This window comes from Phytoactinopolyspora mesophila (genome assembly GCF_010122465.1).
Lineage (GTDB): Bacteria > Actinomycetota > Actinomycetes > Jiangellales > Jiangellaceae > Phytoactinopolyspora > Phytoactinopolyspora mesophila.
This window is the reverse complement of sequence record NZ_WLZY01000011.1, coordinates 1-15,340: the sequence shown is the minus strand read 5'-3', so window position 1 is coordinate 15,340 and position 15,340 is coordinate 1. Positions and strand designations below refer to the sequence as shown.

12 protein-coding genes are annotated in these 15,340 nt (G+C 66.1%); 8 read left to right on the top strand and 4 right to left on the bottom strand.

The window, feature by feature from the left end:
* Nucleotides 1-16: 16 nt before the first annotated feature.
* Nucleotides 17-1,423 carry an MFS transporter gene (locus F7O44_RS24675; protein ID WP_162452986.1) on the top strand — a complete coding sequence of 469 codons (1,407 nt, stop codon included), beginning with the start codon at nucleotides 17-19 and terminating at the stop codon, nucleotides 1,421-1,423.
* A gap of 10 nt (nucleotides 1,424-1,433) precedes the next feature.
* On the opposite strand, the gene F7O44_RS24670 is transcribed toward F7O44_RS24675, so the two are convergent.
* Entirely contained in the window at nucleotides 1,434-1,883 is a 450-nt protein-coding gene (locus tag F7O44_RS24670) for a peroxiredoxin (protein ID WP_162452985.1), read from the bottom strand.
* Between the two features lie 124 nt (nucleotides 1,884-2,007).
* Nucleotides 2,008-2,163, bottom strand: a complete 156-nt coding sequence (locus F7O44_RS29385) for a DUF6131 family protein (protein ID WP_174255982.1) — start codon at nucleotides 2,161-2,163, stop codon at nucleotides 2,008-2,010.
* 291 nt (nucleotides 2,164-2,454) lie between these two features.
* Between F7O44_RS29385 and F7O44_RS24665 the strand changes: the two genes are divergently transcribed.
* Entirely contained in the window at nucleotides 2,455-3,300 is an 846-nt protein-coding gene (locus tag F7O44_RS24665; protein WP_162452984.1) for a class I SAM-dependent methyltransferase, read from the top strand.
* A 66-nt stretch (nucleotides 3,301-3,366) separates the two neighbouring features.
* A complete protein-coding gene (locus F7O44_RS24660; protein ID WP_162452983.1) occupies nucleotides 3,367-5,337 on the top strand; it encodes a beta-propeller domain-containing protein in 1,971 nt (656 codons plus the stop codon).
* 75 nt (nucleotides 5,338-5,412) lie between these two features.
* Here the strand turns inward: F7O44_RS24660 and F7O44_RS24655 are convergent, their stop codons facing one another.
* Nucleotides 5,413-6,507 carry a DNA glycosylase AlkZ-like family protein gene (locus F7O44_RS24655; RefSeq protein ID WP_162452982.1) on the bottom strand — a complete coding sequence of 365 codons (1,095 nt, stop codon included), beginning with the start codon at nucleotides 6,505-6,507 and terminating at the stop codon, nucleotides 5,413-5,415.
* A gap of 180 nt (nucleotides 6,508-6,687) precedes the next feature.
* On the opposite strand from F7O44_RS24655, the gene F7O44_RS24650 reads away from it, so the two are divergent.
* The 3 genes from F7O44_RS24650 (at nucleotide 6,688) to F7O44_RS24640 (ending at nucleotide 9,397) form a co-directional block, all read left to right on the top strand.
* A complete protein-coding gene (locus F7O44_RS24650) occupies nucleotides 6,688-7,491 on the top strand; it encodes an NAD(P)H-binding protein (RefSeq protein ID WP_162452981.1) in 804 nt (267 codons plus the stop codon).
* 173 nt (nucleotides 7,492-7,664) lie between these two features.
* Nucleotides 7,665-8,609, top strand: coding sequence for an ATP-binding cassette domain-containing protein (locus F7O44_RS24645; RefSeq protein ID WP_162452980.1), 945 nt, complete (start codon nucleotides 7,665-7,667; stop codon nucleotides 8,607-8,609).
* A complete protein-coding gene (locus F7O44_RS24640) occupies nucleotides 8,606-9,397 on the top strand; it encodes an ABC transporter permease (protein ID WP_162452979.1) in 792 nt (263 codons plus the stop codon). Before F7O44_RS24645 ends, F7O44_RS24640 begins: the two co-directional genes overlap by 4 nt.
* A 34-nt stretch (nucleotides 9,398-9,431) precedes the next feature.
* Here the strand turns inward: F7O44_RS24640 and F7O44_RS24635 are convergent, their stop codons facing one another.
* Complete coding sequence (locus tag F7O44_RS24635; RefSeq protein WP_162452978.1) at nucleotides 9,432-12,680, bottom strand: BTAD domain-containing putative transcriptional regulator; 3,249 nt, start codon at nucleotides 12,678-12,680, stop codon at nucleotides 9,432-9,434.
* Nucleotides 12,681-12,869: 189 nt separating this feature from the next.
* Between F7O44_RS24635 and F7O44_RS24630 the strand changes: the two genes are divergently transcribed.
* Both F7O44_RS24630 and F7O44_RS24625 read left to right on the top strand, forming a co-directional pair.
* Nucleotides 12,870-13,874 carry a 2-hydroxyacid dehydrogenase gene (locus F7O44_RS24630; protein WP_162453115.1) on the top strand — a complete coding sequence of 335 codons (1,005 nt, stop codon included), beginning with the start codon at nucleotides 12,870-12,872 and terminating at the stop codon, nucleotides 13,872-13,874.
* 2 nt (nucleotides 13,875-13,876) lie between these two features.
* Entirely contained in the window at nucleotides 13,877-15,232 is a 1,356-nt protein-coding gene (locus F7O44_RS24625; RefSeq protein ID WP_343073917.1) for an L-lactate permease, read from the top strand.
* Nucleotides 15,233-15,340: the final 108 nt, after the last annotated feature.

Sequence of the window (15,340 nt, the reverse complement as noted above, 5' to 3'; positions counted from 1 at the left end):
TCCTAGTGTCTGGCCGATGACGACGACGGACCGGCCCGCGCGAACGGTCGTAGAACCCGCACAACCCGCATCGGGACCGGAACGCATCTTCGATCGCGCGCATGCCGCGGTCACTGTCGGAGCGGTGTCGCTGGTCACCCTGATGGCGTACCAGTCGCTCGCGGTCACCACGGCGATGCCGGCCGTCGCGGAAGCGATCGGTGGTCTCAACCTGTATGGCCTTGCGTTCGGAGCACCACTGGCCACCTCCTTGATCGGGATGGCCTTCTCCGGTGGCTGGACAGATGCTCGCGGACCGGCTCGACCGCTCCTGGCAGGCTCGGCGTTGTTCGCCGCTGGGATCGTGATCGCCGGGCTGGCACCGTCCATGGCCATGGTCGCCGTGGGACGCGGCATCCAAGGTCTCGGCTCCGGCCAGATGCTCGTGGCCCTCTACGTGCTCGTCGCGCGTGTGTATCCGGAGCACCTGCGCCCGCGGATCTTCGCCGCGTTCGCCGCCGCCTGGGTGCTTCCCGCGCTCATCGGGCCGACGATCAGCGGGCTCATCGTTGAACACATCGGCTGGCGGTGGGTCTTTCTCAGCGTGGCCGGACTCGTGCCCCTGGCGACAATGTCGTTGCGGCCCGGCCTCCGGCAGCTCGATGGAGGAGGATCAGGCAGCTTGCGCTCGGCCCTGCTTACAGGGCGCCTGGCCTGGGCCACAGTGGCCGGCCTCAGCGCATGCACCCTGCACATGGCCGGCCAGTCGTCCATCGTCGTCGCCGCACTTCTGCTCGGGATCGGCGGCATCGGGGTCGCGATGTCAGTGGCCCGGCTACTGCCTTCGGGCACCTTCCGCGCCGCCCATGGCCTGCCCGCGCTCGTGATGCTCCGAGGCCTGGCAGCAGCTGCCTTTCTCGGCGCCGAGGTGTTCATTCCGCTGCTCCTGGTCCGGGAGCATGGACTTTCCCCGGCGCTGGCCGGTTTGGTTCTCACCATCAGCGCGGTGACGTGGTCGTTCGCCTCGTGGCTGCAAGGACGCGGCTTCTTGCCCGACCGGCGGCAGCGGCTCCGGATCGGTATGACGCTGCTGACCGTAGGAATATTCGGTACAGGTCTGCTGGTGGTGGCCGCCGTGCCCATCCCACTGGGCATCGCCCTGTGGGCCTTCGGCGGACTCGGCATGGGGTTGGTGTATCCGACGCTGTCCGTGCTGGTTCTCTCCCTTTCCACGCCGGAGGAGCAAGGCCGCAACTCCTCGTCCATGCAGATTGCCGACGCCCTGTTCACCACTCTCGCCCTGGCCCTGAGCGGCACGGTGTTCGCTGCGCTGCTGACCTACTCGAACACCTGGCCGTACCTGGCCGGCTTCGCTCTGTCCAGCAGTCTCGCCGCGGCGGGAATCGTCGTCGCCGGCCGTATCGTGCCCCGCCTTTCCCGGTGATCGTCGGCGGTTACGTGGTGCGCAGCACTTCGAGAGCGCGGTCGGCGTGAGCTTCCATGTTCAGCTCGCTGCGGATGACCTCGAGGACCCGGCGGTTGGTCCCGATGACGAAGGTGTGCCGCTTGAGCGGCGCCATTCCCAGTCGTCGCTGCACGCTGAACTGTTTCGCCAGTATGCGCTCAGGGTCGCTCAACAGCGGGTACGGAACGTCGTTCTGCGCCGCGAACTCAGCCTGGCGGTCCACCTCGTCGGCACTCACACCAACAGGCTGGGCACCTACCTCGCGGAACTCACCCATGAGATCACGGAAGTGACGCACCTCGGCGGTGCATCCCTTGGTCATTGCGGCTGGGTAGAAGAACAGCACCACTGGCCCCGTCTCCAGCATGGTGCTCAGTCGCCGCGTCTCACCCTTCTGGTCGGGAAGTTCGAAATCCGGTACTTCGTCTCCGACATTCATGACCCCATCTTGCAACCTGATCATGCGCGCCAAGGGCGCGGGATCGGCGCAGCCAGGGCCACACCGATCCCGCACTGATGAGAGAGGATCCATCTACTGATGGATTCAACCTGTGCTCAGCCAGCTACCAATAGAACTTCCGACCACCCACCGGGCGGCCGACTGCTCCGAGGACAAAGAGCAGGGCTCCGATCGCGGCGAGGATCACGCCAATGGTGACGAGCAGGCCGATATTCGCCACCAATCCTATGACCAGCAGTATTACGCCTAGCACGATCATGATGCCGCCTCCACTGTGTGTTCCGGCAATCCAAACAAAACGGTCACGAGATGGCATTACCCATTGCGAACGAGTTGAATCAACAGCGGTCTCCGCCCGTCCCGAAACTGGTGATCACAGCGGTTCACTGACGCTCACGCCGTACGGCACCCCACGGTCGGCGCCGGACGGGCGACGCGACAGTAGCGGTTATCATTATCGTGAACGGCCGTATCGTTGCCAGCTCAACTGTTACGAGTGGCCTGGCCGAGGCCGATCTCCAAGCGAACAGCACTATCGAGAGGTTGCCCCATGTCCGAGCCGGACACCAAGACCGTCGTAGCGGACGCTTTCCACGCCGCGTCGGCCGAATACGAACAGGTCGGGCCCGAGTTCTTCGCCCTGTTCGGACGCACGCTCGTGGAAAAGGCGATGGTCGAGCCCGGCATGCGCGTCTTGGACGTCGGGTGTGGGACCGGCGCGGCCCTGCTGCCCGCGGCTGAGGCCGTTGGCAACACTGGCAGAGTCCTGGGCATCGATCTGGCAGCCGGCATGGTGGAACGCGTTGAACAAGCCATTGCCGAGCGAGGTTGGACGCATGCCGAGGCCAAACAGGGTGATGCCGAGGACCCGCCCGCTGATCCTGCCGGGTGGGATCGCATTCTGGCAGCTCAGGTTCTGTTCTTCCTGCCCGACCCAGCACAGGCCGTGACCCAGTATCACCGGCGTCTGAAGCCCGGCGGAGTTCTCGCTTTCTCGTCCTGGGGTCCGGACAACCCAGACTGGGCGCCCGTCCACCGAGCACTGTTCAGCCACATCCCAGAAGGGAGTATGCCCAAGCTCACGCCGTCGGGAGGAACGTTCAAGTCCGACGACACGATCTCCGAGCTGCTCGAGTCCGCCGGTTTCGCCAGCATCGAGCACGAGACCATCACCTACGACATCGTCTACGACGACCCCGAGCAGTGGCTGCGATGGAGTCGTTCACACGGCGCCATCGCATTCTGGGACGCCATCCCGGCTGACGAGCTCGAGACCGCGCGAAACGAGGCAACAGCAGTGCTCGAAAGTATGCGCACCGCTGACGGAACACTGCATATGGTCATCCCGGTCCGCTACACCGTTGCCATGCGGCCCAGTCCCACGCTGCCACACTGAGCCGCGAATTCGCAGGGCACGGCCCTGCCGTGGGAACCGGCCGGCACCCGGCGGCGTCGAAGTTGCATGCAGAAGCGATTGGGTTTTGTTCTCGGGTGTGGGATCGCCGTAGGTACGTTGGGCGTCGTCAGCGTCCTTCCCGCCAATGAGGCCGCGGCCACCGGCCTCGTCTCGTTCGGCAGCTGTTCCGAGGTGCTCAGCCATCTCAAAGAAGAGGCTCGGGAGCGGGTCAGCCCGTGGGGGCTCAACGTCGGATATCCAGGCGACATCCTCGAGTTCGCCGAGGAGGCCTCGGCGGCAGACGACACGTCTGCCGGGACGAGCGACGGCGCGAGCTCGTACTCCACCACCAACGTGCAGGAGGCGGGGGTGGATGAGCCAGACATCGTGAAAACCGACGGCCGGCTCATCGTGACTGCTACTGGCCCCACACTTCGGATCGTGGACGTCACGGGCTCGGAGCCGTCCGAGGTGGGTGAACTGAGCCTGAGCAAGGGCTGGGCAGAGTCGTCGCTGTTCCTCTCCGGAGATCGCGCGCTGGTCTTCGTTCGCGAGCACTCCACGGTCCACTACGAAACCTTCGACTCTTACCCGTCGTGGTGGGATTCGATGACGACGACGATGCATCTCATCGACCTGCGCGATCCGTCGAATCCGGTCATCGAGTCGTCGCTTCGTGTAGACGGCGACTATCTGGACGCCCGGCTCATCGGAGACACGGTCCGGGTGGTCGTCAGCTCCCCGCCGACGCTGCGTTTCCCGGTGATCGACAACGCCGAGAGCCCCGATGAGCTCCTCGAACACATGCGCAAGGCAGTCGACGAGTCGAGCATCGAGGACTGGCTGCCGGCGTACAACCTCGTCACGGCGGACGGCCCGGAAACGAGCGGACAACTGGTGGACTGCGACCGGCTCAACCGGCCGACCGAGTTCGGGGGACTGTCCACGATCAGTGTCCTGACGCTCGACATGGACGGGTTGTCAGCCGGGGACGCGGTCGGGGTGCTGACCGACGGCGACACCGTTTACGCCAGCACCGACCAGCTCTATGTGGCCACGCCCGTCTGGGGTGAGTACAACGACACGCCGGCCACGGACACGGCGGATGCCGCTGTCGACATGGCATTCGCTCCGTCGCACGGGGTGCGCAGCACCGGGATCCACGCGTTCGACATCCGCGGCGACGCCGCCGCCGAGTACCTCGCCTCGGGAGAGGTGGACGGTCAGATCATCGGCCGCTACGCGATGTCCGAGTACGACGGCGTGCTTCGGGTGGCCACGACCACCGAGGCCAACGACGCCAGCTCCAGCGAAAGCCACCTGATCACCCTTGCCTTGCGCGACGGCGAGCTGAAACAGCTCGGACACGTGGGCGGGCTCGGCAAGGGTGAACGTATCTACGCCGTGCGCTACTTCGGCGACATGGGGTATGTGGTGACCTTCCGCGAAGTCGACCCTCTGTACGTGCTCGACCTGTCCGACCCCGCGGCACCGTCCGTCGACGGCGAACTGAAGATCACCGGGTACTCGTCCTACCTGCATGGCGTGGGCGACGGCCGGCTGGTGGGTGTTGGTCAGGAGGCAACCGAGACCGGCAACATGATCGGGTCGCAGGTCTCTCTCTTCGACGTGAGCCAGCGCACCAGTCCGCGGAAACTCGACGGGCATGTGCTCGAGGGCGCGTGGAGCGACGCAGAGACCAACCCGCACGCCTTCCTGTTCTGGCCGGAGACCGGTCAGCTGGTGGTTCCGGTGGCCGGGATGGGAATCGTGGAAGCCGACAGCGACGACGCGTTCGACGCCGCGCCGGAATCGGGCGCGCTGGTACTCGTCGTCGACGAGGATTCCCTCACCGAACAGGGAATCATCACCCATGGCGGACCGGAGTTGAACCCCGAGTATCACTGGACGACCATCACGCGTTCGCTGGTGATCGGCGACTCGCTCTACACGCTCTGGAACGACGGGCTCCAGGTCAACACCCTGGATGACCTCGACTTCCAGAGCTGGCTGCCCATCGACGACGAATGGTACTGACCCCGGCCACGACCTTCGTCCAGGTCCGAGTGTCCGCGGCGGACAAGCACGCGCGGCGGATCCGCCCCGGCAGAGTCAGAGCTGCTGGGGCGGATTCACGCTGGCGGCAGCCTTGCCGAGGAAGGCAGCATGAGCGTGGGCAGCAACATGCAACGACTCCGTCTCCGTGGCGTCCAACGGACGGTAGAGCTGCACGTCGACCGTGATTTCGTGACGTTTGACGGCCCGTTTCCAGTTGCCGACCATCTGCGTTCCGAGCAGGATGATGCCGTTGTACGCGCCCCGCTCCGGACGCTTGCTGGCGTCGAGTCCGGCGCGATCGAGAACGACCTTGCTCTCGGTGTAGGCGACGACATACTCGTCGTAAGGCTGCAGCAGCTGGGCAACGTGCGGAGCCGGGCCGGGGACCGGTTGGGCGGACGGAGCCCAGTAGTAGGTGCGACCGCCGATGTGGCGGCTCTCGAGACCACCGGCGACGACGTCGAGGCCCTTGCTGATGTCGGCCATGGTGAGACTCGACCACCACTGGAAATCCTTCGCAGTAGCCGGTCCGTGGCTGGTGAAGTAGCGCCGGGTTAGTTCGGCGAGTGCTTCGTCGTGGTCGAGCCTACGGGCAGCTGGCACGCGCTCGTCGAACAGCGCGTATGTGGACTGTTTGCCCCGGCGAGGGCCGTTGCAGATGATCTGTTGCAGTTCGGCATACATGAGAATCAGCCCCAGGCGGAGGCTGCTGGCTGGCACCCCCGCATGTTCGAGGACGGTCGCCACTTCTCTTCGAGTCAAGGCATTGCCGCCGCTCAGGTGGGTGCCGATGAGGTCCGCGCACCGGTCCAGTAAGGGACGGTCGAGCTCGTGGGTGCGGTAGTAGTACGCGTTGAAGGCGTGGACCCGGGGTGCGGTGAGGTCGAGCAGCCAGCGAATATCTTCCGGCAGGACAAAATGCCAGGTGGGCCGGAGAACGTGTGTACGCACGATGGACCCGTCGGCCAGCGCGGCCGCGATGGCGTCCTCGGAGGCGTCAGCCAATCGCTGCCCGACCGACCACATCGCCGGCCCGAGATCCTGGGATTGAACGACACTGAGCCTGCGAACGACATCTTCGGCACTCTCCCAGGGGCCCCCTGCCAATCCCACCGCATGCATCCGCTGAGTAGCCACATCCTCCGTCACGTGCCGAGGTTATCTCCCGACACCGACAGGGTCCGCGAACCGCGGCTGTCACCGGCGCAAACGTCGTGAAGGTTCCACGTGGAACACTCCCGGGCCAGCCGGCCCCTCCACCTCGACGACTCCGCAGCCACGTCGATGCGTACCTTGTACGCATCGACGCGTACATTGTACGCTGAATAGATGAAGATTCTTGTCACTGGAGCAACAGGCAGCATCGGCCGGCTCGTCGTAGACCACCTCCTGGCCGCGGGGGCGGATGATGTCCGCGCCCTCACCACCAACCCGTCCAAGGCGGCACTCCCGCCCAGTGTCGAGGTGGCTGTGGGTTATGTCGGGGACCCTCAGACATTGCCCGAAGCGCTGAAGGACGTCGACCGCATGTACCTGGCGCCGGTCCCGGAAACCGCCAAGGAAGCCGCCACACTCGCCGCGCAAAGCGGAGTACGGCACATCGTCGACCTCTCCGGCCCCGAGGAGAGCTGGTGGCATTCGGTGGCATCGGGTGTCGAGGAGTCCGGGGCCGAATGGACTCACCTGTGGCCCGGCGAGTTCATGGAGAACAGCGAGATCTGGGCCGATCAGATCCGCAACACCGGCGTAGTCCGCGATGCCTACGGTGAGGCAGCCAACGCGATGATCGCCATGTCCGACGTGGCCGCAATCGCCGCGGAATCCCTGCTCGGAGACGGCCACGCCGGCCAGTCCTACCTGCTCACCGGTCCCGAGACCCTGACCCTCCGGCAGAAGGTCCACCGCATCGGCCAGGCCCTCGGTCGCGAAATCCCCTTCGTCGAGATCAGCCACGAAGAAGCTGTCGAAGAGCTCACGCCCGCCATGGGTGAGTACGCCCAGTGGTATGTGGACGGCTACGCCGACCTGGCGAAGACACCACAACCGGTTTCACCGACATTCGAAGATGTCATGGCCCGGCCGGCGACTTCATTCGCCCAATGGGCAAACGATCACGTACACCTGTTCCGCTGACCTGACCGTTTCTCACGCCGCGTTGACAAGGTTCCTTGTTGACGCGGCGTTCGATGTCTCCCCTCGACCGGGGTGCCGATTCGCGTATCAGTGCCATATCAGCGCGCCCTCAATCCGGCGTCAGCACCGGCCGAGATGGTCTTCGTGACAGACACACGAAGGGAGCCATCACGATGGCCTACGCAATAGCCGCGACCGGGCTGCGAAAGTCGTTCGGAGACAAGACGGTGCTCGACGGCATCGACCTGCACGTCGCCCAAGGAACGATCTTCTCGCTCCTCGGCCCCAATGGCGCCGGCAAGACCACCACGGTGCAGATCCTGTCCACGTTGATCAACACGGATGCCGGCGACGTCCGCGTGGCCGGGCACGACCTGACCTCGGATCCCGACGCCGTGCGCGCCGTCATCGGCGTCACCGGGCAGTTTTCCGCCGTGGACCACCTGTTCACCGGCGAGGAAAACCTCCTGCTGATGGCTGACCTGCACCACCTCGGCCGGAAGGAGGGGCGACGGCGCACGGCAGAACTGCTCGAACAGTTCGACCTGGTCGAAGCGGCCAAGAAGCCGGCGGGCACCTACTCCGGCGGCATGCGCCGTCGTTTGGACCTGGCGATGACGCTGGTCGGCGATCCACGCGTCATCTTCCTCGACGAACCCACCACCGGCCTCGACCCGCGCAGCCGCCGTGCCATGTGGCAGATCATCCGCGGCCTCGTCGCCGACGGCGTCACGATCTTCCTGACCACGCAGTATCTCGAGGAAGCCGACCAGCTGGCCGACCGGATCGCGGTGCTCGACCACGGCAAGCTGGTGGCCGAGGGAACCGCCGAGGAACTGAAGCGCCTCGTCGCCGGCGGTCACATCAGCCTGCGGTTCAACGACCCCGACCAGCTGGAGACGGCCGCCCGTGTCTTCGGCGACGTCGTCCGCGACGACGACACCCTCGAACTGCAGATCCCCAGCGACGGCGATATCGAGTCACTGAAGAAGCTGCTCGACTGGCTCGACCGCGAATCACTGGAGGTCGATTCGCTGTCGATTCACACACCCGACCTCGACGACGTGTTCCTGGCCCTCACCGGTCAGCCGCGCGCAGAGAAGGAGACCGGACGATGAGCACCACCACTCACGCCGTCGGCGACACCGCGACCATGCTGCGCCGCAAGCTCAAGCACATGCTGCGTTATCCGTCGATGACACTCATCCTCATCGGCCTACCGGTGGTCTTTCTTCTGCTGTTCGTCTACGTCTTCGGTGGCACCCTCGGCGACGGGCTCGGCGGTCCGTCCGGCGGCCGCGATGCCTACGTCAACTACGTCACTCCTGGCATCATCCTGCTCGCCGTCGTCGGCTCGGCCACGGCAACGGCGGTGTCCGTAGCCACGGATATGAATGAAGGCATCATCGCCCGGTTCCGCACCATGTCGATCTTCCGGCCGTCGATGCTGACCGGACACGTCGTCGGCAGCGCGATCCAGACGCTGCTGGGTATGGCCGTCGTCATCGGCATCGCCCTGCTCGTGGGCTTCCGGCCCACCGCCGGCCTGCCTGAGTGGCTCGCCATCGCCGGCCTGCTCACGCTGCTGGTCCTGGCTGTCACCTGGCTGTCCGTAGGGCTCGGTCTGGCGGCCCAGAACGTCGAATCCGCCAGCAACCTCCCGATGCCACTCCTCCTGCTGCCGTTCCTGGGCAGCGGCTTCGTCCCGACGGATTCGATGCCGGCGTGGCTCGAATGGTTCGCCGAGCACCAGCCGTTCACTCCCGTCATCGAGACGCTGCGAGGGCTGTTCTTCGACATGCCGATCGGCAACAACGCCTGGATTTCGGTCGTCTGGTGCGTCGGAATCACCGCGGTGTGCTTCCTGTGGGCCCGGCGCCTGTTCAACCGCGACCCGTCGAGGTGAGACCAATCGGTAAGAAGGACGCCCGGAACCGCTCCTAGCGTCCAGTGTTCAGCGTGGCGGCGGCGACCTCTGGTGCCGTCGCCACGGTGGCGTTCCGGCCGCGCCGGCTCGCATCGGCGAACTCGTCGTCTCCTAGGGCTGCTCGGGCCGCACCCTCTACCCGCGCCACGTCCGGCAGCGAGACGTCAGGCATCCCACGGATCGCGTCACTCGCCGCGAGCAACCGAGCCGCCTCGCGCGGGCGCTCCTGGTGTAACGCCAGGTCCGCAACCCCGACGAGTATCTGACCAACCACGTACACATCGCCCGAATCCATTGCTGAAGCGAGTGCCTCTGCATGATGCGCGCGAGCGCCGTCCAGGTGGTTGTCCATCGTGTCAACGTAGCCTCGGGTGGAGAACACCATGGCCTGAATCGCCGACGCGACACTGAGGTGTCGTGCGATCTCCTGGTACCGAGCCAGATGGATGCGAGCCTCACTCGCATCGCCCGACCAGCGGGCGAGCTCGGCCTTGTAGTAGGCCACCATCGCGCGAGAGTCGGGAGACCCCACATTCTGCGCATCTCGCTCGGCATCGGCCATCGCCGCGGCGCAGCCCGCCGGGTCACCCAGCAGCCACCGCAATTGGGCCAGCTTGCTGCGAAGATACGGTATGTCCTCGACCACGCCGACCTCGGTGAGCACGGCGATCGCCTCCTCGTAGCATCCATGTGCCGCGGCCAGGTCGCGCCGGACGATCAGATCGGCCAATGCGGTCAGCGCGAACGAGATACCCCAGCGCTCACCGAGCTCACGTAATGCCCCGAGGGCCGACGACACCGCCGCCTCCGCCTCGGCATGCCGGTGACCAGCGAGAACCATCTTCTCAACGCTGAGCTGAACCATGGCCTGGACCCAGGGATCGTCGTCGGCGCGAAGCTCCGGCGTACCCTCGGCGTCCGTGTCTGACGCTTGGTCATCCCCGCGCAAGCTCATCAGTTGGACAAACCGCACGAGCGGGTGATGAGCGCCGTGCTGGCGGGTGAGCTGCCCGATCCGTTCGAGCCACTCGGTCGCCTGATGCTGGTCGCCGAGCCCGGCCATCGCGTTGAGCGCTGCCGCCGCGTATGCCGTCACCAGTGACTCGTCGTCGACCGGACCCGGTGTCGCCAAGGCTCCCACGGTCAGCTCAGAGCTGGTCGCACGGTTACCCGTCAGCCACCAATACCAGGCGCTGCCCGCCGCCAGCCGTACCGCTGTCTGCGCGTCGCCGGCAGATATCGCACCCCTCAAGGCTGCCGTGATGTTGTCGTGTTCGCTACGCAGCCGGGCGAGCCAGCGAAGCTGGTCGGCCCGGCGCAAATGCGGGTCGGCGGTCTCGACCAGCTCCGCGAAGTAGCCGGCGTGAGCTTGGCGGTACCGTTCTCGCTCCCCTGCCTCCTCAAGGCGCTGCATGCCGTACGCCTTGATGGTTTCCAGCATCCGGAAACGTGGCGGTTCCTCCTCCTCATACACCAGCAAGGATTTGTCGGCCAAGGCGCTGAGCAAATCGAAGACCTGCGCTGCAGGAACCAGGCTGTCAGCGCACACTCCCTCGGCGGATTCGGCGGTCGCCCCTCCAGAGAACACGGACAGGCGCCGCAACAACGCCCGCTCCCGTTGGTCGAGCAGCTCCCAGCTCCAGTCGACCACACCGCGCAGGGTCTGCTGCCGGGGCATTGCCCTTCGGCCGCCGCCTGTGAGCAGCCGGAACCGATCGTCGAGCCGCGCCGCCAGCTGCTCGGCGGTCATGGTGCGCAGCCGCGCCGCGGCCAGTTCGATGGCCAGCGGCATGCCGTCCAGCGCGCGGCACAACCGCACCAGTGCCGGCCCCGTACGCTCGTCTACGGTGAACCCGGGCCGGGCCGCGCGAGCACGATCGGTCAGCAACCGAACCGCGTCATACGAGGTCGCTTCCGCGAAGTCAGCCCCGTCTGGGGGCAACGCCAGCGGTTCCACCGGCCAGATGGCCTCACCGATGATCCCTAGCGGCTCGCGACTCGTGGCCAGGATCCGCAGCTGCGGGCATTCGCCCAGCAACTGCTCGGTCAGGTCCGTGACCTCGCCGATGAGGTGCTCGCAGTTGTCCAGGATCAGCAGCGAACCGCGAGTACTCAATGCGGCCGCCAGCCGCTCTTTCGGGTTGTCTGTCTGTGTCCAGCCGATCAGCGCCTGCTCTCGCAACCCCATCGCGGTCAGAACCGCCTGCGGCACATCAGCACCGTCGGTGATCGATGCCAGCTCCACGATCCAGACGCCGTCCGGAACCTGATCCAGCAACGAACGTCCCACCTCGATGGATATCCGAGTTTTCCCCGACCCACCTGGTCCGGTGAGTGTCGTGAGCCGGTAGTCCTCAACCAGCTTGCGAACCTCGAGGACGTCGCCGTCACGACCGACGAAGCTGGTCAGTCCGGCCCGCAGGTTGGTCCGCGCGGGCGGGTCGGCACCCTTCTCGTCGGGCCCCCTCTCGACACCTTTCGTCCCAGTCGCGGCGACTGCGCTGTCCTCGGGCACCGGCGTAACCGTCCCGCCCACCTCACCTCGCAACACCGCGGTGTGCAGTGCCGACAGCTCCGGCGACGGGTCGGCTCCGAGTTCGGTCGCCAATGCCTCACGGGCCCGCTCGTATACCGCCAGCGCCTCCGCGGAGCGGCCGGCCACGCACAGCGCCCGCATCAACATCGCAACCAGCCGTTCCCGGAGCGGATACTCGGCCACCAAGGCGGTCAGCTCGCTCGTCAGCCCGGCCCCGAGACCCAGGCGAAGCTCCGCTTCCGCCCGAGCCTCGAGCGCGGTGAGCCGCAATTCGGACAGGTGCGCCACTTGGGCGCGGAAGTACTCCGTCCCCGCCACATCCTGCAGGGCAGGGCCTCGCCACAATCCGAGCGCTTCTCGAAAAAGCCGTGCTGCGGTCGCCGGGTCATCGGGCAGGGCCGATCGCCCGGCCCGCACTAGACGCTCGAAACTGGTCACGTCCACCGCGTCTGGTTCGACTGCGAGCCGGTAGCCGACCGAATGCGCCTCGATCGCGATACCCGGCAACGCGCGCCGAAGTCTCGAGACCAGCGCTTGCAGCGCGTTTACGGCTCCGGCCGGCGGTTCATCGCCCCAGATCGCGTCCACCAGTGTTTCCATGGACACGATACGGCCAGGCTCTAGAGCCAACGTGATCACGAGGGCACGCAGGCGAGTACCAAGTACCGGAAGCTCCGCGCCATCGGCGGCACGAACCTCCAGCGGCCCCAGCAACCAGATCTGCACCGTCTTGATTCTGCCAGCACACCGGCCTTTGGGTGCCTCCACGTACGAGGTTGATGAGAGCTGCCTGCCCGCACCACGAGAACCGGGGCAGTCAGTCCGGGCCAGAGTCGTTGGTCCTTTGAGACAGGCCAGTCGCATCTGTCGTCGATCGGCGAGCGATCAGTAATCTCGGAGACGGAGGTGAGGTCGTTGCGGGTGGCCGTATTCAGCACGAAGCCCTATGACGAGCAGTTCCTTCGAGAAGCGAACAAGTCCGCAGGTCATGAGCTGGTCTTCCTGGAGCCACGGCTCTCCTTCGACACAGCCTCGCTTGCAGCCGGCTGCGATGCGGTCTGCGCATTCGTCAACGACGACCTCAGCGGCGACGTGCTCTCCGTCCTCGCGAAGGGCGGTGTGCGGATGGTGGCGCTTCGCTCCGCCGGCTTCAACCACGTCGACCTGGCCACCGCGGCTCGCCTCGACATCACCGTCGCACGGGTTCCCGGATACTCTCCACACGCGGTTGCCGAGCACTGCGCGGGGCTGATCCTGGCCCTCAATCGGAAGATCCACCGCGCACACAACCGGGTGCGCGAGAACAACTTCGCGCTCACCGGCCTGCTGGGATTCGATCTGCACGGCAAGACGATCGGCATCATCGGCACCGGCCAGATCGGGGTGCGCTTCGCCCGGATCATGGCCGGCTTCGGCTGCCGGATCCTGGCCACCGACCCGTACCCCAGCGACGACGCCCGCCAGGCAGGGGCGGAATACGTCCCACTCGACGTGCTGCTGGCCGAGTCGCACATCATCACGTTGCATTGCCCCCTCACCCCGGAGACGCATCATCTGATAGACGCTGATCGCATCGCCCGGATGCGAACCGGCGTGATGCTGATCAATACCAGTCGCGGGGCACTCGTCGACACCACCGCCGTCATCGGCGGCCTCAAGAACGGCAAGATCGGCTACCTCGGCCTAGACGTGTATGAAGAGGAAGCCGACCTGTTCTTCGAGGATCTGTCCGACAAGCTGCTCAACGACGACGTGTTCTCCCGGCTACTCACGTTCCCGAACGTGTTGATCACCGGCCACCAGGCCTTTTTCACCGAAGAAGCGCTCCGGAACATCGCGTCCACCACCATCGGCAATCTCACCGGTTTCGAGCGTGGCGAAGAAGCGGTTCATCACGTCACCGCCGACGCCCGCGGGTAGCCGTGCAGGCGTTGCTCGCGGCGCTGCCGATTCTGGCCGTGCTGGTCCTGATGCTGGCACTGGGCTGGTCGGCGGCCCACGCGGGTGTCGTCGCCGCGATCGGCACCCTGATTCTTGCCGTGGCCGCGTTCGGCTTCGGCGGATCCAACACCGCCTATACGGTTCCCGCAGGGATCATGGGTGTGCTGGCGGAGGCCGGGTTCGTCGCGTTGACGGTCGTCGCCATCATCGGGCCCGCACTCGGCATTCATCACCTGCAGCAACGCACGGGCGCCACGGATCGGCTGCGTTCCGGCCTCGCCCGGATCACGCCCGATCCACGCGTCGCCGCCTTGCTGATCGCCTGGTTCTTCACCCTGTTCCTCGAAGGCGCGGCCGGCTTCGGGACGCCGGTCGCGCTCGCCGCTCCGTTCCTGGTAGCCGCCGGATTCCGGCCGGTCGCGGCTGTGTGTGCCGCGATGGTCGGGCACGCCGTAGGCGTGTCGTTCGGGGCGGTCGGGACACCTGTGCTCGCCCAGGTCGCCATCGTCGATCTGACCGGCCTGGAACTTGCCCGGGCCACCGCGCCGTATCACGTGATCCTCGGAGCCGTCCTCGTCGCCGTCCTCGTGGTGATCATCGACCGCGCCGTGCCCACAGCGTCGCCGCCATGGCTATGGGGTGCCGCGGCGGCCGTGCTGTTCTTCGTGCCGTACGGGCTGATCGCACGCTTTGTCGGCCCTGAGCTGCCCACCCTGGGTGGGGCGCTGCTCGGGGCGATCGGATTCGTCGTCTTGGTCGTCGCGATCCGCCGTCGCACCCCCGTCGGCTCACCCAGCACATCAAGCAGTCACGCCCAGGGGCTCGACGATGCTCCGATGAGCATGCTGCGTGCGGGAGCGCCATATCTGGCGCTGGTGGGCCTCGTGCTGGTCACCCGTTTGGTGCCGCCGGTGCGCGATGCCTTGTTCGATGTCGAACTGCGCTGGCAGATGCTCGGAGACTTCTCCGGGAGCGTTCGTCCGCTCTATCACCCGGCCGTGCTGCTTACCCTGGCATTCGTCGTCGGCGCACTTGCCCAGCGCACTGCTCTTCCGGAGGTCCGGCGCGCGTTCCTCATCGCTACGGCCCAGTTGAAATGGGTGGTTGTGGCTCTGGTGGCCATGGTCACCATCGCGTTCACGATGTCGCAATCCGGCATGACGGGCGAACTGGCGCAGGCGGCGGCCGGCACGGGTGCGTGGTGGCCGCTCCTGGCGCCCGCCGTCGGAGTGCTGGGGACGTTCGTCACCGGATCCGCAACCGCCTCGAATGTGCTGTTCACCGAGTTCCAGCAGACAACCGCCGAGGCCTCCGGCTTAGCCTCGATCCACCGATGAGAGTGGTGGGGTGAGCGTGGCGTAACGCGAGGATGCCCTTACGGGCTGGGAGTCTGGGACTTGCGACGGTTCCACACACCTCAACCCGGAAGGGCACCTCTGGGATGC

Excerpts from the sequence above, each read along its gene's own strand:
- F7O44_RS24650 (WP_162452981.1), top strand. The coding sequence starts at position 6,688 with ATGAAGATTCTTGTCACTGGAGCAACAGGCAGCATCGGCCGGCTCGTC.
- F7O44_RS24675 (WP_162452986.1), top strand. The coding sequence starts at position 17 with ATGACGACGACGGACCGGCCCGCGCGAACGGTCGTAGAACCCGCACAA.
- F7O44_RS29385 (WP_174255982.1), bottom strand. The coding sequence starts at position 2,163 with ATGATCGTGCTAGGCGTAATACTGCTGGTCATAGGATTGGTGGCGAAT.
- F7O44_RS24670 (WP_162452985.1), bottom strand. The coding sequence starts at position 1,883 with ATGAATGTCGGAGACGAAGTACCGGATTTCGAACTTCCCGACCAGAAG.
- F7O44_RS24660 (WP_162452983.1), top strand. The coding sequence starts at position 3,367 with ATGCAGAAGCGATTGGGTTTTGTTCTCGGGTGTGGGATCGCCGTAGGT.
- F7O44_RS24645 (WP_162452980.1), top strand. The coding sequence starts at position 7,665 with ATGGCCTACGCAATAGCCGCGACCGGGCTGCGAAAGTCGTTCGGAGAC.
- F7O44_RS24665 (WP_162452984.1), top strand. The coding sequence starts at position 2,455 with ATGTCCGAGCCGGACACCAAGACCGTCGTAGCGGACGCTTTCCACGCC.
- F7O44_RS24640 (WP_162452979.1), top strand. The coding sequence starts at position 8,606 with ATGAGCACCACCACTCACGCCGTCGGCGACACCGCGACCATGCTGCGC.